The 23,990-nt window shown below is 35.8% G+C and carries 13 protein-coding genes; 6 read left to right on the top strand and 7 right to left on the bottom strand.

The features are described 5' to 3' along the window. Window positions 1-75: 75 nt before the first annotated feature. The 7 genes from ACFFGA_RS10485 to uvrA all read right to left on the bottom strand — a co-directional run bounded on the left by ACFFGA_RS10485 (window position 76) and on the right by uvrA (window position 12,431). A complete protein-coding gene (locus tag ACFFGA_RS10485; protein ID WP_386063547.1) occupies window positions 76-1,680 on the bottom strand; it encodes a class I SAM-dependent methyltransferase in 1,605 nt (534 codons plus the stop codon). Between the two features lie 81 nt (window positions 1,681-1,761). Beyond that, window positions 1,762-4,173, bottom strand: a complete 2,412-nt coding sequence (locus ACFFGA_RS10480; RefSeq protein WP_386063544.1) for an alpha-ketoacid dehydrogenase subunit alpha/beta — start codon at window positions 4,171-4,173, stop codon at window positions 1,762-1,764. Window positions 4,174-4,328: 155 nt separating this feature from the next. Then, window positions 4,329-7,166 carry a gluzincin family metallopeptidase gene (locus ACFFGA_RS10475; protein ID WP_386063542.1) on the bottom strand — a complete coding sequence of 946 codons (2,838 nt, stop codon included), beginning with the start codon at window positions 7,164-7,166 and terminating at the stop codon, window positions 4,329-4,331. Further along, a complete protein-coding gene (locus tag ACFFGA_RS10470) occupies window positions 7,163-8,437 on the bottom strand; it encodes a T9SS type A sorting domain-containing protein (RefSeq protein ID WP_386063539.1) in 1,275 nt (424 codons plus the stop codon). Before ACFFGA_RS10470 ends, ACFFGA_RS10475 begins: the two co-directional genes overlap by 4 nt. Before the next feature lie 26 nt (window positions 8,438-8,463). Further along, window positions 8,464-9,150, bottom strand: a complete 687-nt coding sequence (locus ACFFGA_RS10465) for an LOG family protein (RefSeq protein WP_386063536.1) — start codon at window positions 9,148-9,150, stop codon at window positions 8,464-8,466. Between the two features lie 171 nt (window positions 9,151-9,321). After that, window positions 9,322-9,489 (bottom strand): lmo0937 family membrane protein, encoded by a 168-nt coding sequence (locus tag ACFFGA_RS10460; RefSeq protein ID WP_386063533.1) that lies wholly within the window; start codon window positions 9,487-9,489, stop codon window positions 9,322-9,324. A 107-nt stretch (window positions 9,490-9,596) separates the two neighbouring features. After that, window positions 9,597-12,431: an excinuclease ABC subunit UvrA gene (uvrA, locus tag ACFFGA_RS10455; RefSeq protein ID WP_386063530.1), complete on the bottom strand. Its 2,835-nt coding sequence runs from the start codon at window positions 12,429-12,431 to the stop codon at window positions 9,597-9,599. Window positions 12,432-13,040: 609 nt separating this feature from the next. Between uvrA and ACFFGA_RS10450 the strand changes: the two genes are divergently transcribed. The 6 genes from ACFFGA_RS10450 to ACFFGA_RS10425 all read left to right on the top strand — a co-directional run bounded on the left by ACFFGA_RS10450 (window position 13,041) and on the right by ACFFGA_RS10425 (window position 23,984). Continuing rightward, the gene (locus tag ACFFGA_RS10450) at window positions 13,041-14,081 is read left to right on the top strand and encodes a S1 family serine peptidase (RefSeq protein ID WP_386063527.1); all 1,041 of its coding nucleotides are present in this window, start codon (window positions 13,041-13,043) and stop codon (window positions 14,079-14,081) included. Then, window positions 14,071-14,958, top strand: coding sequence for a FlgO family outer membrane protein (locus ACFFGA_RS10445; protein ID WP_386063525.1), 888 nt, complete (start codon window positions 14,071-14,073; stop codon window positions 14,956-14,958). Before ACFFGA_RS10450 ends, ACFFGA_RS10445 begins: the two co-directional genes overlap by 11 nt. Then, the gene (locus ACFFGA_RS10440; protein ID WP_386063522.1) at window positions 14,958-15,659 is read left to right on the top strand and encodes a hypothetical protein; all 702 of its coding nucleotides are present in this window, start codon (window positions 14,958-14,960) and stop codon (window positions 15,657-15,659) included. Before ACFFGA_RS10445 ends, ACFFGA_RS10440 begins: the two co-directional genes overlap by 1 nt. Next, entirely contained in the window at window positions 15,656-16,540 is an 885-nt protein-coding gene (locus ACFFGA_RS10435) for a hypothetical protein (RefSeq protein WP_386063519.1), read from the top strand. Before ACFFGA_RS10440 ends, ACFFGA_RS10435 begins: the two co-directional genes overlap by 4 nt. Window positions 16,541-16,660: 120 nt before the next feature. Next, complete coding sequence (locus ACFFGA_RS10430) at window positions 16,661-17,746, top strand: adenylate/guanylate cyclase domain-containing protein (protein ID WP_386063516.1); 1,086 nt, start codon at window positions 16,661-16,663, stop codon at window positions 17,744-17,746. Between the two features lie 169 nt (window positions 17,747-17,915). After that, on the top strand, window positions 17,916-23,984 hold the full coding sequence (locus tag ACFFGA_RS10425; protein ID WP_386063513.1) for a PKD domain-containing protein: 6,069 nt from the start codon (window positions 17,916-17,918) through the stop codon (window positions 23,982-23,984). The last annotated feature ends 6 nt before the right edge of the window (window positions 23,985-23,990 follow it).

Here is a 23,990-nt window from a genome sequence, read left to right as displayed (position 1 = left end):
GATTTAATTATGTTGGTGGCAATGTCTATTGACTGCCAAATGCCCATTATGGGTTTTCATGGTGTAAATTTACGATTACCCTTTTAAAAGATTGATACTAACAGTAGCTAAATCGCTATCAGGAAATCTGGCAAAATGATTATCATCTGGTTTTAAGCCTGCTTTTTCGGATATGGCTCTAAAAACATCTACTTCTAAAATGTATTGGTCGCTATAGCCATGCGTAGCATCGTAAGCTGTTGCTGCAGTTTTGCCAATATTGTTAGATGTTAGTTGAGGGCTTATAGTATGTAATTCTATGATGAGCAGTCCAAATTTTTCAACATAAGGTTTCCATCTGCTTAAATGTTCCAATAACGAAGCTTCTACATCATTGTTGCTTAAGCGTACACCTTCTGAAGCATAAGCACCAGAAGAATTGCTAATGATATTATGATTGGGTTTTGGTGCATTCCAAATACGGTTGTGGTCTAAAAATGTTCTTACATTTAATAAATCGTGAAGTTCAATATTGTAGTCTTCCTTTAAATCATTAGCCAGTAAGTCTGGTCTGCCAATATCTCCCCAAATAACTTTGGCCCAAATGTCTGCTTTAATAAGGTTCGCTCTTGTCACTTTTAACGCGGCTTTATTAAAATCAGCTCCTACCAAAAACAGAGGATATTCATCTAACAATTTACCTCGTAAAGTTTGCTGGTCTATAACATTAAAAATATGTTCTATAAAAGCGCCATTACCACAACCCATATCCAAGATACCTTTGGGTTGTTCTTCAATAGGCCTGTTAAACAAGTCAATAATAACTTTATCTATGACTTTAAAATAAGTAGCATGTGCACCACCACTTCCCCAAACATTCATTTCACGATGAACGTGTTTTTCTGTATCGCTTGGAGACTCGGTTTTTAGAACGAGTGGATTTCCAAATATAAGTTCGTCTAATTGTAAAAACGTTGGAATATAAGAAACCGTAACACCATAAGCACTGGCACGTTTAGCAAAAAATAAACCTTTGTCTGTAAATTGGTAGGTGTTCTTTTTCTTGTTGAACCAACCTAAATGGGTTAAGAAATCCAGGATTTTTTTGAAACTTTCTGGGTCTTTGTGATATTCTTCTGCTGTAAACGAAGCTTCCATAAAGTATTTATGAAATAACCCATTAACACCAAGTAATACAATAATTGGTCCAGCTATAACTCCTTCAATATGTTTTAAAACTTGAAATGCTATGGAGCTTTCGTCAGATGTGTCTAAACCAAAATCGCTTTCAAATTTTTTAAAGACACGTTCTAAAGCTATAAAAGCATCAGAACTTATCATTTTGTCGTCCGCAAATCGGTCAGAGTAATGCAACAAGTTTACAGCATCTTCATAAAGGTTGACCAGATTAAAAGCAGTTTTAGAATTTGAGTTTATTGAATAGTTTACTGTATTTGCTTTATTGTCTAAATGCTGATCTAACCAACCTTGAGAACTCAATACACGCAGCGCAACGTTTAAGTAGCCTTCGTTAGCATTGTGTTTTAGTGTTAGTTCTGCTAATGAAACTGATTCCTTTTTTAGAATGTAGTCCAGAACCCCTTTTTTATGAAGTGAAAATGCTGAAGTTGCTGTTGCAATGCCATCCAAGTGACGAAAGATGATACTTCTAAGTTGGGATTTATCAGATTTTGTAAGCATACATTATAATCGGTTAGATTATAAATATAAAAAAAACCATCACGTAGGTAATGGTTTTAAGTTTAAAATATGCTTTTACTTTTATCTCAGTTTTGGAAAATCTTCAGGATTCAACTCGTGCATCACATCGTAAACAGCTTCAAAAATATCCTCTACAGATGGTTTAGAAAAATAATCTCCATCTGTGCCATAAGCTGGTCGATGTGCCTTTGCTGCTAATGTTTTTGGTACACTGTCTAAATATTGAAAAGCATTTTGAGTATTTAATAATTCATTCAGAATGTATGCTGAAGCACCACCTTCAACATCTTCATCAATTACAATGAAACGGTTTGTTTTGGCAATACTTTTTACGATATCATGATTTAAATCAAAAGGTAATAACGACTGTACATCAATAACCTCTGCGTCAATACCTACTTCCAATAATTCCTTAGCAGCTTGTTCAACAAGTCTAAGGGTAGAGCCATAAGATACTAAGGTAATATCCTCACCTTCTTTTAGAGTTTCAACAACTCCAATAGGTGTTTTAAATTCGCCAATATTATTTGGTAACTTTTCTTTTAAACGATAACCGTTAAGACATTCTACAACCAATGCAGGTTCGTCACTTTCTAAGAGTGTATTGTAAAAACCAGCGGCTTTAGTCATGTTTCTAGGAACTAGCACATGAATGCCTCTTATAAGATTTAGAATTCCTCCCATTTGCGAACCAGAGTGCCAAATACCTTCTAGTCTATGACCACGAGTTCTAACAATTAAAGGCGCTTTTTGGCGTCCTTTAGTTCTATATTGTACGGTTGCCAAATCATCGCTCATGATTTGAAGCGCATACATGATGTAATCTAAATATTGAATCTCGGCAATAGGTCGTAAACCACGCATAGCCATACCAATACCTTGTCCCATGATGGTAGCTTCTCTAATACCTGTATCAGAAACCCTTAGTTCACCGTATTTTTCTTGTAAGCCTTCTAATCCTTGGTTAACATCACCAATATAACCTGCATCTTCACCAAAAATTAAAGCTTCAGGATAATTGCTAAACAAAGCATCAAAATTTTCTCTTAGCACAACGCGTCCATCAACATCTTTTGCGTTGTTATCATAAGTTGGAAGTACTTCAGATTGATTTAATGCATTAAGATTGGATTCGCTATGTAAATGCGAGCTGTATTTTGGTTGAATGGCATTGAGGTAGTTTGTAATCCAGTTTTGAAGCACTGTTTTTTCAGAAGAATTTTCTGAAACCAAATAGCGTAATGCTTTTCTGGATGTAGACAGTAAATCTCTACGTAATGGCTCTTCAATTGCAGCTAAATCATTTTTTAGTTTAGTTACAAAAACTCCATTAGGACTTGATGCAGCTACCTTTTCTAGTATAGAGATAATTTCATTTCTTTCTGCTAAAATAGGATTTATAAAAGCCGACCATGCTGCTTTTTTACCATCACGTACTGCTTTTTTTATTTCCTTTTCTAATTTGGTTAACTCTTCGTCTGTAGCAATATTATTGCTAATTACCCATTTACGCATTTGGGCGTTACAATCATACTCAGATTCCCAATTTAAGCGGTCTTGGTCTTTGTAACGTTCGTGAGATCCAGATGTAGAATGCCCTTGTGGCTGCGTTAATTCGTTAACATGAATTAATACTGGTATATGTTCTTTCCTTGAAATTTGAGCTGCACGCTGATAGGTGTCTATTAGCTCAGGATAGTTCCAGCCATTAACTCTAAAAATTTCATAACCGTTATGGTTTTTATCGCGTTGAAATCCTTTTAAGATTTCAGAAATATTTTCTTTTGTAGTTTGATGTTTTGCATGAACAGAAATACCATACTCATCGTCCCAAACACTTACTACCATTGGTACTTGCAATACACCAGCTGCGTTTATGGTTTCAAAAAACAATCCTTCACTAGTACTTGCATTACCTATAGTTCCCCAAGCAATTTCATTTCCGTTTTTTGAAAAGTTGGTGGTATCAATACCTTCCACGTTTCTGTAAATTTTAGAGGCTTGTGCTAAACCCAAAAGCCTTGGCATTTGCCCAGCAGTTGGTGAAATATCAGAGCTTGAATTTTTTTGTTGGGTAAGGTTTTTCCAATGACCGTTTTCATCTAAACTATGCGTTGCAAAATGCCCACCCATTTGTCGGCCTGCAGACATTGGCTCTTCTTTTAAATCTGTATTTGCATAAAGTCCTGCAAAAAACTGTTCAATAGTAAGTTCTCCAATGGCCATCATAAAGGTCTGGTCTCTATAGTAGCCAGATCTAAAATCGCCATTTTCAAAAGCTTTAGCCCAAGCAATTTGTGGAATTTCTTTACCATCACCAAAAATTCCAAATTTGGCTTTACCAGTTAAAACTTCTCTTCGACCCAAAAGGCTACATTCGCGGCTCGTAACTGCAAGCTTATAATCATTTATAACTTCAGCTTTGAAATCTTCAAATGTAATTTCTGTTTTTGAATCGGAGTTTGTCTTCATAAAAGGTCGATTTTAACTCTTGCGAAGGTACAAAATTTAGTAATCGTATGCAATAGTTAAATATGTTATAATATTGAATTATTCTCAATAAAAAACTGCAAAAACTAAGAATTAATTAAATTAATGCAAAAAATCGACTTTTGAATAAGAATTTGCTAATACCATTTACGTCTAAAAAGACCTAATAATACCTGTGGATCTGCAGTAATAATAAAACGAATGCGCTCACCATAATTAGGCTGGGCGATTTCCCAACCTAGATTGGAATACACAGGGAAATAGATTTCGAAATAGTCTTCAACTAAATTTAAGCGTATACCAGAATCGTACACAAACTTTGCGGAATCATACTTATTTTTAACCAAACCTGCATCTCCATAGGCTTGAATATACCTCCAGATAGAGGTGCTAAAGTTGGCAGTAGTCATCCATTGGTTAGCAAACGGTGTATCTAGCTTGGATTTAAAGCCACCTTCTGCTATGATAATTTGTTGGCTAAAGAAACCAGCTGCCTCGGAGCGCCCAAGGTAATTTAAATCAAACAGGTAATCTGTTGGTCTGTCCAATGCAAAGCTAAAATAGTTAGAGAATGGGTCTGTACTATTCTTTAAAAAGGCACCAGCAAAAAGTCTAAGGTTGATATTCCTGTTGCTTTTGGTAAGTTTTCTAAATTCATAATTAACAGATAGTTTACTGAAACGATCTGCAATTTGAAAGTCAGTAGTAAATTTAGAATAGTTGATAATACCTGGGTTAAAGTGCGTATATCTTAAATTGAAGACTCCATAATCTGGTTCGTCAACATCAATAACAGCATTAACACCAACGTCCCTGTTGATACTGATATATCTGGCTAAAATATTGTCTAGTTGATCGGATCTAAAATCGTCATCATTTCTAAACGTAAACGATATTGAAGGCCGTAAGGTGGTAAAAAACGCATCTTCTGCAAAGGATTGGTATCCTGCATATACACCATAGGTAATATCAAAAAGGTTTTTATTTTCAATATTATGGGTGTAGAAAATTGAGGAAGTTCCAGTTAAGGATTTTGATTTTGTCGCGTATTGTGGAGAAAATCTATAGTTTAAGCGTTTTCTTAAAATAGTTTTGTTGTAAACTTTAGCACCAAAGGTTAATCCATCATAGATGTTGTTGAATTCGGCCAACGGCATAAAAAATACTTGGTTGTAGTTTGGGTCTTCAATATCCTTAAAAAGTCTAAACTGAAGCGGTTTGTTATTAAGAAAAGAACCATTAACAGCTTTATGATTATCACGTTGGTTAAATTCCGGAACCACATTATTGTAATCTATTACAAACTTGTCAGTATTGTCTTTTGGTAAGCTAATGATCCTTGTATCTTTAATATTCTCTAACCATATTTTCTCAGTAACGGAATCCTTAGATAGTTTAAAGAGTGGGATAGGCATACTATTATTCCGTTTGTTTTTTACTGTAACTTTTATGGAGTCTTCTGTGGTTTCAATAGTTTTAATGGTAAAATCTATTTTCTCTCTCGAGTCAATGTAATCCTTAAAAAACCAGTCGATATCCTTTGCTGTTTTGGACTTTAAAAACGATTCAAAATCAGCAATAGTTATAGGTTGCAGTTTGTTGGTTTCTATAAAAGACTTGATGACTTCAGTTAGTTGAATGTCATCTGTAAAGTCATCTAAATAATTTAAACCAACACCAGCTTTGTATTTTCCAGCAATGTTAGAGTTGAATTTAATTAAGGAGTCCTTTGAGGTTGATAAGGGTTGGTCTCTATTCTTTCTGGCAATTTCCATAAAATAGAGGAAATATTGAAAGTTAAAATCTAAATCAGAAGCATGAAACGCTCTTATGCCCCAAACATTAGCTAAGTCTCCCAGTAGTTTAGTGTCTGGGTAATATTCCTCAACATATTTCATCATATAATAAATCTGAATCCCTTCGCTGAGCCAATGTTCTTTTCTTGGATTTAGTAATAATGTATTATCGAGATACTTTTTTAAGGATGTTTTTAGGAGCTTTAATTCGTATTGAAAATTATCTGGAAATGGTCTAAGAAAATCAGGTAATTGATTAAGACCATATAGCGGATTTTTGTTGTATTCAATACGAGAAACTAATAATCGTCTATGAGGATAAGCGCCTAATTTATCGGTTAAAAACCGAGCAATCTTATCGGTTAGTATGGCTCTCTCGCTTGGAGCAAGCCCTTTTTCGTTAATATTTGAAATTAGTATTAAATCATCAGTTTGTACATAGGTGTACTGCGGAAACTTCCTAAGGGATAAATAACTGTCAACTCTGTCAAGGCCAGTTAAAATAGTGGTTTGCGTTCTGCTTTTTACATCAGGTTTCAAGGAAACGATATCCAGCTCTGAAGTGACAGCATAATTCATAGGATGTGTAATGACTATATCAATATCTGCTTTTGGAACGAATAAATCTCCTAAATTCTTATTACTGTAATAATGCCATTTACCGTCATAGACTGTTGGGGTAATATACCAATATTTAAGCTCAAAATCTTTGGTCTTGGTAAAACCGTAATCTGTAAAAGTGGCATCTGGCAGCACCAAAATGTAACTAAGTTTAAGCTGATAAGAAGCGCCTGGTTGTAAAGGGTTTTCTAGGTTAACTTTTATAACATCAGGATGTTCGGTTAAATAGTTAAAGTTTAAATTGTTGCCATTTTCAGCAATTGAGGTAATTAAAGTAAATCCACGTGCTTCACTTTTTGCCAAATGAAACTTAGTACTGAATTCTTCTTCAAAACGTTTGGCGAGCGGAGTGGATTTATTGGAGAAACTATTATTCCAATCGTTTAAGTATATGTCGTTTAAGACATCATTGGTTGTATTTTCATATACAATGGTTTGATTGATGGAAATGGTTTTTGTTTCCACATCTACAATAGCTTCAATATCAATTTTATTTTGAGCAACACTAGTTGAACAAAAGCCGATATAAATAAATAATATTAATAGGAGTTTATTCAATGTTGTACGATGAATTTAAAAGATTTGGTATTGAAGTTTTCAAAAGTTAAAAAGTATAGACCGCTTTGTAATTCTGAAACATCATATTCTTGTCTATTGTTAGTGTTTGTTTGTATAGTTTTTACATGTTTACCTAAAGCATTATAGATACTAATTGTAGTATCTAATAGTTGAGGTGAGTTTATATAAAAAACTATAGATGAATTTATTATGGTTTTTTCAATATTGAAATATTCACTAATATCAAAGTCATTGACATTTAAAAAGGTAGCATCAGTTTGCAAGGATAACGTCACTGGTAAATGGTCGCTAAAATTGTGCAAAGCATCTCTTATTGGAAAGGGAAATTGTGATTCTGGTGTAGCACAATTTGATGAGTTAATGGCACTATTATAACAAGAGGATAAGCCATTGTTGCCATACACTTGATACGAATTTGCAACATATGTAAGATTAGCTGTGCTTAGCATGTTTTCAGACGTTAAAATAAAATCAAAACGATCATCAAAGCCACCAGTTGTACCACCCATTCCGCTTTGGGTTCTTGTGGATTGCGTAAAGACATCTGCATAGTTTGGATTGTTGTTCCAGCTACCAATTCTATTTGCAGGATCTACAAAGGTAATGTTGTTGGTGTTGTCAGTTAATTCCTGAAAAGCTGCTTCGGAAGCTGTATAAATGTTTAAATCACCTCCTAATATAACGTTAGTGTTAGAAGGTAAAGTATTTAGATAACTATCTAATTCTACAACCATTTGAAAACGACGTTGCGCATTAATTGTACCACTCGAAGCTTTAAGATGACAAATAACCACATAAAACTCAATTGGGTTAGTAGCTTGCTCAGTCGTGTTTAATTTTAGTTTATAGACATTAAAATCCCTTAAATCAGTAGGTACAATAATCTCTTCCTCTATAATAAACTTAGTGCTGTCGTAATACAATAAATTCTGCAAATCGTTCTGGTCTCCAAAGGTGTCATCGGAAGTATTAGAGACGTAAGTAACCATTTCAAAATCTGAGTTTATAGCACTTCTGGCAATATTAAGCACATTATTAGCCCCTGTTATATTGTTGAGTTCGCAGACAAGAAATAAGTCGGGTTTGTAATCCGATAGTATAAAATGCAAATCGGCTTCACGGTTTGGTACAGCATCCTCTAACGGATAGTTGAGGAGATTGTAGAACATTACTTTAAAGGTCTCTTGTGCAGAAACATTTAAAATAGTTAAAAAACCAAGTATTAAAAAACAAACCGATGTCTTTTTCATAGCATTGAAATAACAATAGTGTTTTTTTAGAAGTTTGGACTTAAATCATAGTTTTTGTAGAAATCGTTTAATATATCTATTACTTCATCTGCTGTATCTACTAAATGTATTAAGTCTAAATCTTGTGGGCTAATATTACCTACTCCTAAAAGTGTTGTTTTTACCCAATCAAATAAACCTCCCCAAAACTCTTTTCCTACCAAGATAATTGGGAATGTTTCAATCTTATGAGTTTGTATAAGGGTTATAGCTTCAAACAATTCATCTAAAGTACCAAAACCACCTGGCATAACCACAAAACCTTGAGAGTACTTTACAAACATTACCTTACGTACAAAGAAGTAATCAAAGTCTAAACTCTTGTCGCTGTCAATATAAGGGTTGTCGTGTTGCTCAAAAGGCAGTTCTATGTTTAATCCAACAGAAGTACCACCTGCTATATGTGCACCTTTATTGCCGGCTTCCATAATACCAGGACCACCTCCTGTAATAATACCGTATCCATGTTCAACAATTTTACTGGCAACGTCTTCTGTAAGCTTATAATATTTGTGGTCTGGTTTTGTTCTGGCTGAACCAAAGATAGAAACGCATGGTCCTATTTTACTCATTTTCTCATAGCCATTTACAAACTCTCCCATAATCTTGAAAATTGCCCATGAGTCGTTTGTTTTTATTTCGTTCCAGCCTTTATGTTTACTTTCTTTTCTCATAAAATCATATTGTTATACGTCCTATCAATATAAAAGCCATACGATAATATGGCTTTGTCTCAATTAAGACTTTCAAATTTAAACTAAAAAGGGATATATGGAAGTGAATTAACAAAAAAATAAGCGTACATAGTTAACTACATACGCTTACTTGTATTATAAATAAGTATTTTATAAAGGTTTTCTTCCTGAAATAATATTATACAGAATTACAATAACTGCAATTACTAATAAAATGTGAATTAGATTGCTACTACTCATTCCTGGTATAATACCTAATAAACCTAATAACCAAATAGCAATACATACTACTGCAACTAGCCAAAGAATATTTTTCATAATATTTTAGTGTTTATGTTTATAGGCCTAAATTACATAATTAAACTTATATATTCGCAACAAAAGCGTTAATTTATTTGTAATTTACTAAAATACACTGCTTATTATTAAGATTTTATTAACTCCTTTCTTAAAAACTTTGCGGTGTAACTCTTTTTGTCTTTAATAATGTCTTCAGGTGTGCCTTTGGCAACAATCTGTCCACCACCTTTACCACCTTCGTAGCCTATATCGATAATATAGTCAACGGTTTTTATCACATCGAGGTTGTGTTCTATAATTAAAACTGTATTGCCTTTATCTACTAATTTATTAAGCACTTTCATTAAAACTCTAATGTCTTCAAAGTGTAGTCCTGTTGTAGGCTCATCTAAAATATAAAAGGTGTTTCCTGTGTCGCGTTTACTTAATTCTGAAGCTAATTTAATACGTTGTGCCTCACCACCAGAAAGTGTTGTGCTCTGTTGACCTAAAGTAATATAACCTAAACCAACATCTTTTATAGTTTTGAGTTTTCGGTATATTTTTGGGATATGCTCAAAGAAACTTACAGCTTCTTCAATCGTCATGTTAAGAACATCACTTATGGATTTACCTTTGTAGCGAATCTCTAAAGTCTCTCTGTTAAAACGTTTACCTTGACAAGTTTCGCACTCTACATAGACATCAGGTAGAAAGTTCATTTCTATAACACGAAGTCCACCTCCTTGACAAGTTTCACAACGACCACCTGCCACATTAAAACTAAAGCGACCAGGTTTGTAACCTCTAATCATGGCTTCTGGAATCTGAGCAAATAGCTTTCGGATTTCATCAAAAGTCTTGGTGTAGGTTGCAGGATTGCTTCGTGGTGTTCTGCCTATAGGAGACTGGTTGATGTCAATGACCTTATCAATATGCTCTAAACCTTTTATGCTTTTGTAGGGCATTGGTTTTTTAACACCATTGAAGTAATGCGCATTAAGAATAGGATAGAGGGTTTCGTTGATTAAGGTAGATTTTCCACTTCCTGAAACACCAGTAACACCTATCATTTTACCTAAAGGGAACTCTACATTTACATTCTTAAGATTGTTGCCTGTGCAGCCTTTTAAAATAAGTTGTTTACCGTTGCCTTCACGACGTTTGGAAGGGACTTCTATTTCCTTTTCGCCATTAAGGTATGCTGCTGTAAGAGTATTTTGGCTTAAAAGTTCTTTGGGTGTGCCTTCGCTAATAATCTCACCACCATGCTTACCAGCAAAAGGACCAATGTCAATCACATGGTCGGCACGTTGTATCATGTCTTTGTCATGCTCTACAACAATTACGGAGTTCCCAACATCTCGTAAAGATACTAAGGAATTGATAAGCTTTTCATTATCGCGCTGATGCAAGCCAATACTAGGTTCGTCTAAAATATAAAGTACACCAACCAGTTGTGAGCCTATCTGTGTTGCTAAGCGAATACGTTGTGCTTCACCACCAGATAAAGATTTTGAACTTCGGTTGAGGGATAAATACGTTAAGCCTACATCAAGAAGAAACTGAACTCTACTTCTTATTTCTTTGATAATCTCAGCAGAGATTTGCTGTTGTTTGTGGCTTAAGCGTGCGGTTAAACCATCGAGCCAATCTCCTAACTCAACAATGTCCATTTTTACCAAATCGGCAATGCTTTTTCCATCTACTTTAAAGTAAAGGGATTCTTTTCGTAAGCGTGAACCTTCACACACCGGACACTCTACATTGTCCATATATTCTTTTGCCCAACGGACTAAAGAGGACGAGTTGGACAGGTACTGATTTTCAATAAAGTTGGCAACACCTTCAAAATCGATATTATAATCTCTGGCAACACCCAATAACTTACTTTCTACTGTAAAGCTATCCTTTCCACCATACAAAATAACTTGTTTGGCATCCTCTGGAATGTCTTTCCAAGGGTCACTTAAGGCAAACCCAAAGCGTTGTGCAATGATATCGAACTGCTTAAAAATCCAACTCTTTTTTTCAGGGCCATGAGGTGCTAGCGCTCCATTGCTTATGGAAAGGGTGTCATCAGGCACCAGTTTGTCTGGATTAACAACATACAAATCTCCAATACCATTACAGTTTTGGCAAGCTCCTTTAGGAGAGTTAAACGAAAAGTTATTAGGCTCTGGGTTAGGATAGGATATCCCAGACGATGGACACATTAGATTTCGGCTGAAATAACGCGGTTCGTTAGTGTCCTGGTCTATCACCATCAATACATCTTCACCATGATACATGGCTGTATTTATGGATTCCATAAGACGCTTTTCATTATCTTGGGTATCATCTATCTTTAGGCGGTCGATGACAATTTCTATATCGTGGGTTTTGTAGCGGTCTAACTTCATGCCTTTTTCAAGGTCAACGATCTCGCCATCCGTACGCACTTTTACAAAGCCTTGCTTGGCAATTTGTTCAAACAACTCACGGTAATGGCCTTTACGCGATCGGATGACAGGTGATAAGATATTAATGCGTTTGCCTTTGTACGATTGTAAAATAAGGTCTTTAATCTGCTCATCGTTGTAACTCACCATTTGTTCTCCAGTTTCATAACTGTAGGCATCAGCAGCTCTGGCAAACAGAAGTCGCAGGAAATCATAGATTTCTGTAATAGTACCAACGGTAGAACGTGGTGATTTGCTGGTGGTTTTTTGTTCTATAGCAATAACAGGTGAGAGTCCATCAATTTTATCCACATCTGGACGCTCTAAACTGCCTAAAAACTGTCGTGCGTAGGCCGAAAAGGTTTCGATATAACGGCGTTGTCCTTCGGCATAAATGGTATCGAATGCCAATGACGATTTTCCACTTCCAGATAAGCCCGTAATCACCACTAGTTTTTCTCTAGGTATGCTAACATCAATGTTTTTTAGGTTGTGAACACGTGCTCCCTTTATTTCAATAGTATCGTCCATTAGGCTCATAAATGAATTGTAATCTTTCTTTTATTTGGCAAAGTTGCAAAGGTACACTTTTAGATGTTAATTTGTTGTGAAGGGTTGGGTTGATTATTGGTTTTTATGTTCATTTTGTATTCGTCTATATTCACTGTTTAAGAACTCATGATGTGCTTCGCAGTTCTTGATGCAAAACGAACCAAAAGATCAAAACGATTTGTTAGGAAATTAATAAAGTACCATTCGCTGTTGCATTTGTATTATATGTATGTTTTTACTTTCTCTTTCGATCCTTGATTTGTTTTCACAACAATAGTTGTTGCTCATTATTTCTGCAAATCGTTGTTTCCGACGTTGTCGGAATATCAAGTGCGATAATGGTTTGGAGTAATGATGGGTATTATTATTCGGATGTTTTTTTTGTAGGAAAAAACGTTGGTTCACCCGAATATAACCCGCTTATTACCCGAATTAGACCTGGATTAGACCTGCTTTTTTGTTGATGAATTGCTTATTTATTCGATATAAGAATTTTCTAATTAAAATTTAGTGTATATATTTGGTTATTAGATTATTATTGCCCGTAAAATCTTTATTTAATTGAACCTGCTATAAAATTTTGATGGATTAGGTTTAATGAAATACTACATACTCACAGTTTTTTATTTCAGCTTTTTTTTATTTTGTTTTGCACAAGATCCAATTTTTGTAAATGCCTCTGAGGTAGGAAATGGTATTGGTTTTCAGCGTTTAGGTGAATCATTTATACTTACACCAGCCCATGTTGTTGAAAGTACTTCTAAAACCATAACGTTGAGTGATGAACGGAAGGCAACTTTTAAGGCAAATTTGTTGGAATCATATGCTAACGATATTGCTATTTTGCGTGTGGAAGATTCTAAGACAAGTTACTTGCCATTAGCCTTGCATGAGAATTACGCTGCTGCTATTGCCAATGCTAGTACAGGATTTGTAACTTATTTAGATGCGTTGGGTATTGTTAATTATATCCATGTTAATATCACTTCAAAAGACCCAAGTAGCTTTACCGTAACACCACAATCTAATGCACACACTTTTGGTAAAGGTATGAGTGGTAGCCCTTTTTATGTCATGTATAACGATGTAAAGGTTTTGGCAGGAATGCTAATGTCTTTAGAAGAGGGAGCTACAGATGCTTTTGTGTATCAGTTTGATGATATTATTACCTCTATCTCATCTTTTATTGAAACTACTGCTAAAACCAAACTTAAATTAGGTTTAGTCTGGCAAACACAGAACGCTGAAGATGTATCTATACACAATCGTGTATCATCAGCATTACAAGAACTAGATAACTATACAATTATTAGTCGTGTGCCAGAGCGTAATTATATTGACAAGCATTTTGAAGACATACAGCGCGGTATTGCTATTAACTCTATTCCTAAAAAACTAAAAAACACCATAGATGCTTTAGTGTTTGGAAATATTAGCATAACGGCTACTACCAACTCTAACGATATGGCTATTGTTAATATAAAATTTGAAAGTGCTATCTATAACAGTTCCGATTTTAGTTTGGTAAAAACTATTACTATTACTACAAAAGGTTTGGGGTATAAGACATCTTCCGCTAAGGAACAAGCCATAAAATCATTACTAACCAAATTAAAAGACCGATTCAATGAAAATTAAAAACGTATTATTTGTACTGTCGTTTTCCTTGTCAATACCATTTTTAGGGGCTCAGGACTTCGATTCTAAATTAGAAGGTTTAGCAGAAACTATTGCAGGAAAAATCAGTGAAAATTCTAAAAAGAAAATAGCCGTATGGGGTTTCTTTGAAGCTAATGGACAACAAACAGCTTTGGGTAATTATCTTACGGAAGACTTTTCAGTTTACATTACCAATTTTGGAGACAAGTTTGAAGTAATAGACCGTAACCATTTAGACCTTTTGCTTAAAGAACACAAGCTAAATGCCGAAGGTTTTATAGATAGCGATACAGCTAAGGAAATTGGAAAAATTACTGCAGCAGATGCCATAATAACTGGCACTTATTCTATGGTTGGGGCTGATAAGGTAAAAGTAAGGGTAAAAGTTTTAGACACGGAAAGTGCTTTGCAGTTTGCTGCCACCATGGGTTTGTTGCCTTTAAATGAAGGTTTAAAGGAGATTGCGGGTACATCGTACGATAATGGAGGTACCAAAACTACGGGTTCTTCTACTGGCTCTTCTAGTGATTGTGAAAGTGAAAAAGGAACGTTGTGTTTTTCTAACACCACTTCTGAAAAAATGGTTATAGGAATTGTGCATATGAAATATGCGCGTTCATCTAATAAAAAGAATACAGAAACAAAATCCTTAATAATTGATTCGGGTGAAACCAAATGTATATATGAAATATACAATCGTGAGGCTATCTATTATATTGCTACATTCGAAACTTATGAAAAGGAACTAAATGGTCGTAATTATATGCTTGTTAGTAATAGCAATATAAAATATTTGAAAGATAAAGGCGAAATCATGGTTGAAGCATGCAAAGAAAAAACTTTTACTATTAAATAATGCGCAATCATTTCATCATCTTATTTGTATTGTTGAATTATGCGGGTATGGCCCAGACCTATCCAGACGAATCTGCCTTAGAAAATGATTGGGAGCAGTGGCAAGATAAAGTACCTGTAAGTGGACATATACGTGTAGGTTTAATGATAGACCAAAAGGAAGAGGATTTTAATCCGGCTGAATTCTATGTGGTTATTCCAGAAACCGACATTACTAATTTGTGTGTAGAGCTTAGTTCAAAAGATGGTCGCTATTCTGCGAATATTAATTATGATATTTCAGCATTGTCAGCCGGAATACAGCAATTTGTTTTACCTACAAAATACAAATCAGAATTAAGTGACTATACCTCTAATGAAGTTGTTATTTTATCATCCTTAAATTCGGATTGCAAGGAAGATGATGATTCTAAAACTTTTTTGCTTAGTGGTTGGGTGCAGAATATAGCACCAGATACAGTGTCTGTTTATGTAAATTTACCTGTGCCTACCTCACTTGTCGCTATTCAGAATGATAGTACAGAGCATAGTTTTAACTGTGAGGCCTTAAAGTTTCCTAAGGTAGCTTATAATAAAAAATGTCAAATACCAATTAAGGTCATTGAAACCACTACAGAATTGGTTATAAAAGCACGTGTTGGGCGTGGACATAAAGTTCATGTTATGGATTATGAGATGCCTGTTAAAATTGTGAAATTTTGAGTAAGAAGAAACATAGAAAACGTAAGAGGTTGAGGTGGATTTTATTAAGCCTAATTACATTATTGCCAATAGTGTTGATTGTGCTTTTAAGTATTCCTATTGCGACAACTTTTAATGTATCTGTGCAAACCGAATTGGTAACTTATGAAGTAACTGATGCCGTAAACTCCAAATTGCCATTTCGTAATGCTATTAAATATAACATTGATGGTGATAGTATTGGTGTGTTTGAAGGTGATTTTAAGGCTTCAGTTGGAGCAATTATTAACGTAGAGCGCATAGCTCATGGGCCACTTTCTGTTCAGATTGTAGGAAAGGATACTAGTAGTGCGGGATCTTATTACTCACCCTATACAGATTTTAAAACCGGTGATGCACCAAATTTTATAGAATTTGTTATCTCAAATATAAATGATGGTGTAAATGATGGTGTTACTCATATCATCCCTATAAATGGGGAAGTTACTCTTGGACGTAATATTGCTTATGAAACTTACGGTAACTCAACAGCTTTATTACGACAAGGTGAAGTAGTGGTAATAGGTAAATCTTTGTTGAGTAACAATTATTATAAATCTGCAACATACGATTTAAATATTGGTGATGAGTTTATGATTATTGAACCACAGAGTAAGGCCTATGGTTTTGCTACTATAAATGAAAATGCTGGTATGACGGTTGCTTATAAAGTTATAGGCAAGGAAGGAAGGATTTTAACTCCTGGTCCGCGAGATAATACATCGGGTTATCCCATAGCATTAAGTTTTTTGAGTAAAGTTGAAAATGACTCTTTTTTTAAAGGCATATCCTTGTGTATTGCGCTATTAATTTCTTTAGCTACCATTATTCCTTTTTTTTCAGGATATTATGATGGGAAATAATGATTTTTTATGATTATTATAATTGTTTTGAGCTTTTCATCACTCCTCCTTATAGGAACAAGATACCTTTTAGCAGCATTTCAAATAAGTTAATTATCTTGTTGTTGCATTACTCTAGATATGATTTCAGCGCGATTTAAACGTTTATTGAGTCAAATTTTGCCGATAGGGTTAATTTGGTTACTCACAGGTTGGGTATTTCTATGGACAGAATATGCTATTATAGGTGCCCAACAAAACACTCCAGCAACTGCTATAACTATTACGCCAAAGATTATTGTGTTTGCTAGTTTAAGCATTATCCTAGTTGGTTTCTTTGTGGGTGTTATAGAGTTTACTTTTATCAACAAACGATTTCAATCCTATAGTTTTTTGGTAAAGCTTATTGGTAAATTCTTGTTTTATGTGCTACTGATGGAGTTTGTTATTTTGGTTACCTATATGGTTGCAGCTAGTATAGAGTTAGAGACAACAATTTTCTCTTTTGCAATTTGGGATAAATATCAACTGTTTTTTTTCAGTATAACTCATGTAAGCACAATGATACAACTTGGCTTTTCTTTAATGTTAACCTTGTTTTATGTTGAAATCAGTGAAAATCTTGGACACTCTGTACTTGTTAATTTCTTTATGGGTAGGTACCATAAACCACAATCTGAAACTCGACTGTTTATGTTTAGTGATATGAAGTCTTCAACACAGATAGCAGAGACTTTGGGGCATTACACTTATTTTGAGTTTCTAAAATGCTATTATAATGATTTGTCTGATGCTATTCTTAAGCATCAAGGAGAAGTCTATCAATATGTAGGAGATGAAATTGTTATCTCATGGCAACAAAAAACTAAAGGCTTTGCTCAACTGAGTTTGAAGTGCTTCTTTGAGATGAAGCAGCATTTAGAACAACGCAAGACTTATTATATGGAGTGTTTTGGAGTGTGCCCAGATTTTAAGGCTTCGCTTCATATCGGAGAGGTTACCACAGGTGAGATTGGAGCTTTAAAAAAGGCTATTTTTTTTACAGGTGACGTTTTGAATACTACAGCACGAATGCAAGCAGAGTGTACAACTTATAATGTTGATTTAATAGTATCTAAAGCTGTGGTAGATTTAATTCCAAATTCTGAGCGCTATGTGTTTAAATCATTGGGTAAAGCTGTGTTAAGAGGTAAAAGCGAAACTTTGGAGCTATTTACAGTGGGTTGATTTAAGCAAAATTTACCCATTGTTGGGTATAGGTTGCTATCGATCAATCATTTAGTTTTAGGGTTTGTTATGTAATTCATAGCGAATAAATTAATCTAGTCGAAAAAAGCGCTTGTGATCTACATTAATTTTTAAATTGGTCATTATTAAATAATAAGCTATTAAAAATATGGGGAAGTATAAAATTAACCTGCTAATCATAGCAGTTTGTCTTGTTGTAGGTTTTACCAGTGCTTTTAATGTTTCCGGTTTATTTATTAAAGAAAAAAAATTAAATTCTCATCTCAATACTTCCGCTTATGCTTTACCACCTTCAGCAACAATAACTGGAACTACAACTGTATGCCTTAATGAAACTCCACTGCCTCAAATTACATTTACGGGATCAGGTGGTCCCGCTCCTTATGAATTTACATATAGCTTAAATGGCGGTGTTAATCAAACTATTTCAACTACAGGTAGTAATACATCGATCACCTTACCAGTTGACACAAGTGTTGCGGGCAATTATGTTTACAATCTTATATCAGTGTCAGATGCATCTGATGAAATCGCTACTATAAATGAAACGGCTACGGTTACTGTAGCAGAACCACCAACTGTTGATTTTACTTTTAACAGTGGTGATTGTTCTGCTGACCCTGTAAATTTTAACGCTTCAGTAACTGGTGAAGGTCCTTTTGAGTATGATTGGACTTTTGGTGATGGTACAACGTCAACCTCAGAAAACCCCTCACATATTTACGATGCTTTTGGTTGTGGTTTTTCTAATTATACTGCGAGTTTAGAGGTGACAGATTCTAATGGATGTACAACGTTTGTGTCACATTCGGTCACAGTAGAGCAGAGGCCTAATATGAGTTTTGAAGATTTGGATGCGCAATTTACTCCGCCTTTTGATAATTGTGGTAACAATACGGTAGATCCTGCATATACGATTAATGTAGGTAATACTTCAGCATCAACAAGCTGTATTACTTCTTATGATATAGATTGGGGAGATGGCAGCTCTGAAACCAATGTTACTTTTCCTATTTCGCATACTTATGCAAATTTAGGGTCATTTAATATGGTTATTACCGGTTATGGAGATAGTGGTTGTAATGCCACGGAAACCATTTTAGTTAAAAACTCAAGTAATCCTATAGGTGCTATTATTAATCCAGGGAATACGGTAAACTTATGCTTACCCACTAATGAATTGGATTTTGCTATTGGGTCTTGGGGTGCTAATCCACCAGATACCACTTATTTTGTAGATTATGGTGATGGCTCACAGGCTATATATACCCAAGCTGACCTTATTGCTGGTGTTGCCAACTACGACCCTAATAATCCACAATTAGCAGATCCATTTGGGATACCGCATTTGTATACCGAATCTAATTGTCCTAACCCTAGTTATACCATTACGCTAATTATTGCAACCTCTTGTGGTGAAACGGTGTTAACAGCTGGTCCTATAATTATTTTAAAACAACCTGATGTCGATTTTGAATATGATACTCCTGGCTGTGTAAATACAATAGTGCAATTTACTAACACCACAGAAGGTGGTTTTGGTCCAAATTGTGTGACGCAAGCAGCGCATATGTGGGACTTTGGTGATGGGACAACCTCTGATTTAGAGCATCCTACACATGTTTATACAACTCCAGGAACCTATACGGTAACCTTAACTGAAGAAAATTTTTGTGGTGTTTCAGACCCGGTTATAAAAACCATTTGTATAGCGCCCGATCTTGTTCCTAATTTTGATCTCGATATTGTTGAAGGTTGTATTCCGCTAGATGTTACGGCCAATAATACAACTGATTTGTCACAATCTTGTGGGGACGAAACCTATTTGTGGGAGGTGTCTTTTTCACCATTATATTGTGATACCGTTGCATCGTGGAGTTTTACTAACGGAACTGATGAAACAACAGAAAATCCTTCGTTTCAATTTGATGCTGCAGGTACCTATACCATAAATATGACGGTAACCAATGCCTGTGGTGATTTTACAACATCACAAACCATAGAAGTGAAGCGACCACCAGAAGCAAGCATCAATGCTATTGCAGATGCTTGTGGTTCGGCTAGTTTTAATCCTTCAGCTACAGTAAATGCCTGTGCACCAAATACGGATACCATAACTTACAATTGGTCTTTTCCAGGAGGTGTACCAGCAACATCCAATCAATTAGACCCAGGAACAATTGCTTATAGCACACCGGGAAATTATACAGTAACCTTTAGTGTCACTAATGCCTGTGGTACGGTTACGGTTACAGAAGATTTTTCAGTCAATGAGAGTCCAACCATTACCAATACTGATTTTGACCAAACCTTATGTTCTGGAAATGATAGTAATGCTATTGTACTTACATCTGACAACGCAAATACAACGTACACATGGACGTCTAATAATCCTGCTGGTTTAACAGGATTTATCCCTAATGGCACAGGAGATACTATTCCAGCGCAAACACTTATCAATACTTTAGGGACATCTATCAATTTAACTTATACAGTAACACCAGAGATTAACGGTTGTGTTGGGCCATCCCAAAATTTTACGATTACTATAGAACCTGCACCTTTTATTGATGTGCAACCACAGCCCGAAGCCATTTGCCTTAATGGAACACCTAATGATTTAACCGTAAGTTATCAAGGTACTGGCACTCCAAGTTATCAGTGGTATGTAAATACAGTAGATGATACTACAAGTGGTACAGCTATTGCGGGAGCAAATGGACCAACATACACTCCGCCAACGGCTAGTGTTGGAACTTTATATTATTATGTGGTCATCACTTTTACAACAGGTGATTGTAATGAGATTATATCTGATACTGCTGAAATAACAGTAGAGGAGATTGCACAAATCGACAGTGAGCCTATACCTACACAATCTATTTGTGTTGGTGGTATGTCCGAAGAACTTTTAGTTAGTGTAACTGGTGGAGCAGGAACTGTAAGTTACCAATGGTATAGCAATACAAGCAACACCAATACAGGAGGTACTGCAATTGCTGGAGCTACATCAGTCAGTTATACACCACCTGTTTTTACAAGTTCAGGGACGTTTTATTATTATGTTGAAATCAGCCATACAGGCAGTGGTTGTTCGGAATTAGTGAGTACCGTTGCTGAAATCATTGTGGTTGATGACCCAGACATTACGAGTCCTGATTTTGGAATGCAAAGTGTTTGTCAGAATAGTGTTGTAGATCCTTTGGATGTTGTGGTATCAGGCGGATTAGGGAACATCTCATACCAATGGTATGTTAATACAGTAAACGATTCCACTACAGGCACACCAATAGCAGGAGCAACATCAGCGAATTATACACCACCTTCAAACGTTGTTGGTACATTTTATTATTACTGTATCGTTACGCAAGATGTGTCAGGTTGTGCGGTTACAAGTTCTGTAGCCACTATGGAGGTAACAGCAGCAGCGCAGTTTAGTACACAACCACTTTCAGACGTTTTGTGTTTAGGGGAAACAACATCTGCATTAAGCGTGTCTTATACCAATGGTACAGGCACACCAAGTTACCAATGGTACCAAAATACCGTTAATGATATTACAACAGGAACTCCAATTGCTGGTGCTACAACAGATACCTATCAACCCTTAGTAGCTACCGTAGGCACAAACTATTATTATGTGGTCATTACGTTTAATACCGGAGGCTGTTCAGAAATTGTGTCTAATACAGCAGAAATTATAGTTAATGATACTCCAAGTATTAGTGATGCTACAGCTTTGATATGTAGCGGTACAAGTTTTGAGCATATTCCAGATGCTAGTAATGGAGATAATGTGCCAGTAAATACACTTTATACATGGACAGACCCAGTGGTTACTCCAGCAGGTAGTGTTACAGGAGCATCTGCTCAAGCTACTCCTGTAAACACCATAAGTCAATTATTAATTAATACCACCATTAATCCTGCCACGGTGACCTATACCGTAACTCCAAGTGCTGGACCCTGTGTGGGAGACGATTTTACGGTAACGGTAACTGTTAATCCTTCAATAACTGTAAGTGATGTGGTAGTAAATAACAGTTGTTTTCAGTCTAATGATGCCTCTATAGCTATTACCATTGAAGGAGGAGTACCGTTTACAACCGGCAGTCCTTATGTAGTAAGCTGGACAGGTCCTAACGGTTTTACAAGTTCTAACGAAGACATTTCTAGCCTTGAAGCCGGTACATATACACTCGAAGTTTTAGATGATGGAGGCTGTCCGTTTACAGCTAGTTATACCATTACTGAACCCGATATTTTAAGCTTTAGCACAATTGATTTTGACCCAGACAGTATTTCTTGTTTTGGAGCTAATGATGGAACGATTGGTATCAACATTTCAGGAGGCACTTTGCCATATACTTATAGTTGGACACTAAACGGAGCACCATTTTCGGCTAATGAAGATTTATCTAATCTTGGACCAGGTACTTATGCTGTTTCTGTAACAGATGCCAATAATTGTGGCCCTATAACACAATCCTTTGAGCTTATTGAGCCAACCTTGTTGGAGGTGAGTTTAGACAGTCAGACTAATGTGCTTTGTTATGGTGATGCTACTGGTGCCATTACAGTCAATGTCAGTGGAGGACGACCAGACTACACCTATAGCTGGGTAGGACCAAATGGTTATACCAATGTTATTCAGGATATAGATAATTTACTAGCAGGAACTTATACACTCACATTAACAGATACCTCTGGTTGTGAAGCTGTTTTAGATGTTGAAATTATTCAGAATGACGAAATCAATATCGCTGTTACGGTTACGGAAATAGAATGTTACGGTGATAATAATGCCTCAATTACAATTGATACCATCACAGGAGGTGTGGCACCTTATACTATTGCTTGGAGTAACTTTGGTACAGGTATGGTTCAAGATAACCTTTCAGCAGGCACCTACACCATTACCATTACCGATGCATTAAACTGTATGCGTGATTTTCCTATTGTTATTGACGAAGCACCACTATTTTTAATAGATCCAGTAGTGACACAAATGTCGTGCTCTGGTGAAAACGATGCCAGTATTGTCCTTAACTTTCAAGGAGGTATAGCACCTGTAACAGTGGTTTGGGATGATGATGCCACAGCAGGTATAGAGCGTCATAATTTAGCTCCAGGCACATACAATGTTACCATTACAGATGGTATGCCATGTGTTATACAAGCTAGTTTTACCATTTTCAATATTCTACCCTTACAGCTGTCTGCCAATACAAGCGATGCCTTAGATTGTGATGACCCTAATAGTGGTAGTATAAATCTACTTATACAAGGAGGAACACCACCATTTACAGTGCAATGGTCTAACGGTGCAACTACAGAAGATTTAATAGCCATACCACCAAACACCTATGTGGTTGAGGTTACGGATGCCAATGGATGTACTATAGAAGGCAGTTGGGATATTAACCGTTTTGACCCACTTGAGGTTACAGTAGAAACGCAGTCTGATGTTGATTGCGATGCCAAAACAGTCCATCAAACTTTTGTAGCCACAGCAACAGGAGGTGTGCCACCATTTCAATACACCTGGTCTAGTGGTACCGTAAGTGGAACCAATAACGAATTAATGACCACAACAGAAGATGGCTTAGTGCTTTTAGAGGTGACTGACAGCCTGGGTTGTACCACCAATTACAGCCTTAATGTTGCTATACCTGTGTTGGGAGACCCAGATTTTGATGTGTCCTCATTTGGATATCTTAATTATGGTGTTTATGCCATACAAGACCCTATAACTTTTACTAATACAGCAACTGGTGATTATCAAAGCATTCTGTGGGATTTTGGTGATGGTAGTTTTTCTTCAGAAGAAAACCCTGTGCATACCTATTTCCAAATAGGGAGTTATGTAGTGACCCAAACCGTAACCTATCCTTTTGGATGTGTGTACGAACGTGTTATAACGCTCATTGTAGAAAAAGGCTATAAGCTAGTGATGCCAGATGCTTTTACGCCCAATGAAGATGGTATTAACGATAATTTTGGACCTGTTTATATCGGTCTCAATAGTATAGAACTCAATATCTATGATACTTGGGGCAGTTTAGTGTATTCGGATTCTGGTGACGCTATAGAAGGATGGGATGGTAAGATTAAAGACGAAATTGCTGAGAACGGAAATTATTACTACACACTTACCGCTAAAACATTTTATGATAAGGAAATTAAAGCACAAGGCGCATTTGTATTTATTAAATAACACCAG

Source organism: Winogradskyella pulchriflava, assembly GCF_042434315.1.
Classification (GTDB): domain Bacteria; phylum Bacteroidota; class Bacteroidia; order Flavobacteriales; family Flavobacteriaceae; genus Winogradskyella; species Winogradskyella pulchriflava.
This window is presented reverse-complemented; position numbering and strand designations above follow the sequence as displayed.

Bases quoted from the DNA above. Each gene is read 5' to 3' on its own strand.
- ACFFGA_RS10470 (WP_386063539.1), bottom strand. From the start codon at position 8,437: ATGAAAAAGACATCGGTTTGTTTTTTAATACTTGGTTTTTTAACTATT.
- ACFFGA_RS10460 (WP_386063533.1), bottom strand. From the start codon at position 9,489: ATGAAAAATATTCTTTGGCTAGTTGCAGTAGTATGTATTGCTATTTGG.
- ACFFGA_RS10425 (WP_386063513.1), top strand. From the start codon at position 17,916: ATGGGGAAGTATAAAATTAACCTGCTAATCATAGCAGTTTGTCTTGTT.
- uvrA (WP_386063530.1), bottom strand. From the start codon at position 12,431: ATGAGCCTAATGGACGATACTATTGAAATAAAGGGAGCACGTGTTCAC.
- ACFFGA_RS10450 (WP_386063527.1), top strand. From the start codon at position 13,041: ATGAAATACTACATACTCACAGTTTTTTATTTCAGCTTTTTTTTATTT.
- ACFFGA_RS10480 (WP_386063544.1), bottom strand. From the start codon at position 4,173: ATGAAGACAAACTCCGATTCAAAAACAGAAATTACATTTGAAGATTTC.
- ACFFGA_RS10440 (WP_386063522.1), top strand. From the start codon at position 14,958: ATGCGCAATCATTTCATCATCTTATTTGTATTGTTGAATTATGCGGGT.
- ACFFGA_RS10445 (WP_386063525.1), top strand. From the start codon at position 14,071: ATGAAAATTAAAAACGTATTATTTGTACTGTCGTTTTCCTTGTCAATA.
- ACFFGA_RS10485 (WP_386063547.1), bottom strand. From the start codon at position 1,680: ATGCTTACAAAATCTGATAAATCCCAACTTAGAAGTATCATCTTTCGT.
- ACFFGA_RS10430 (WP_386063516.1), top strand. From the start codon at position 16,661: ATGATTTCAGCGCGATTTAAACGTTTATTGAGTCAAATTTTGCCGATA.
- ACFFGA_RS10465 (WP_386063536.1), bottom strand. From the start codon at position 9,150: ATGAGAAAAGAAAGTAAACATAAAGGCTGGAACGAAATAAAAACAAAC.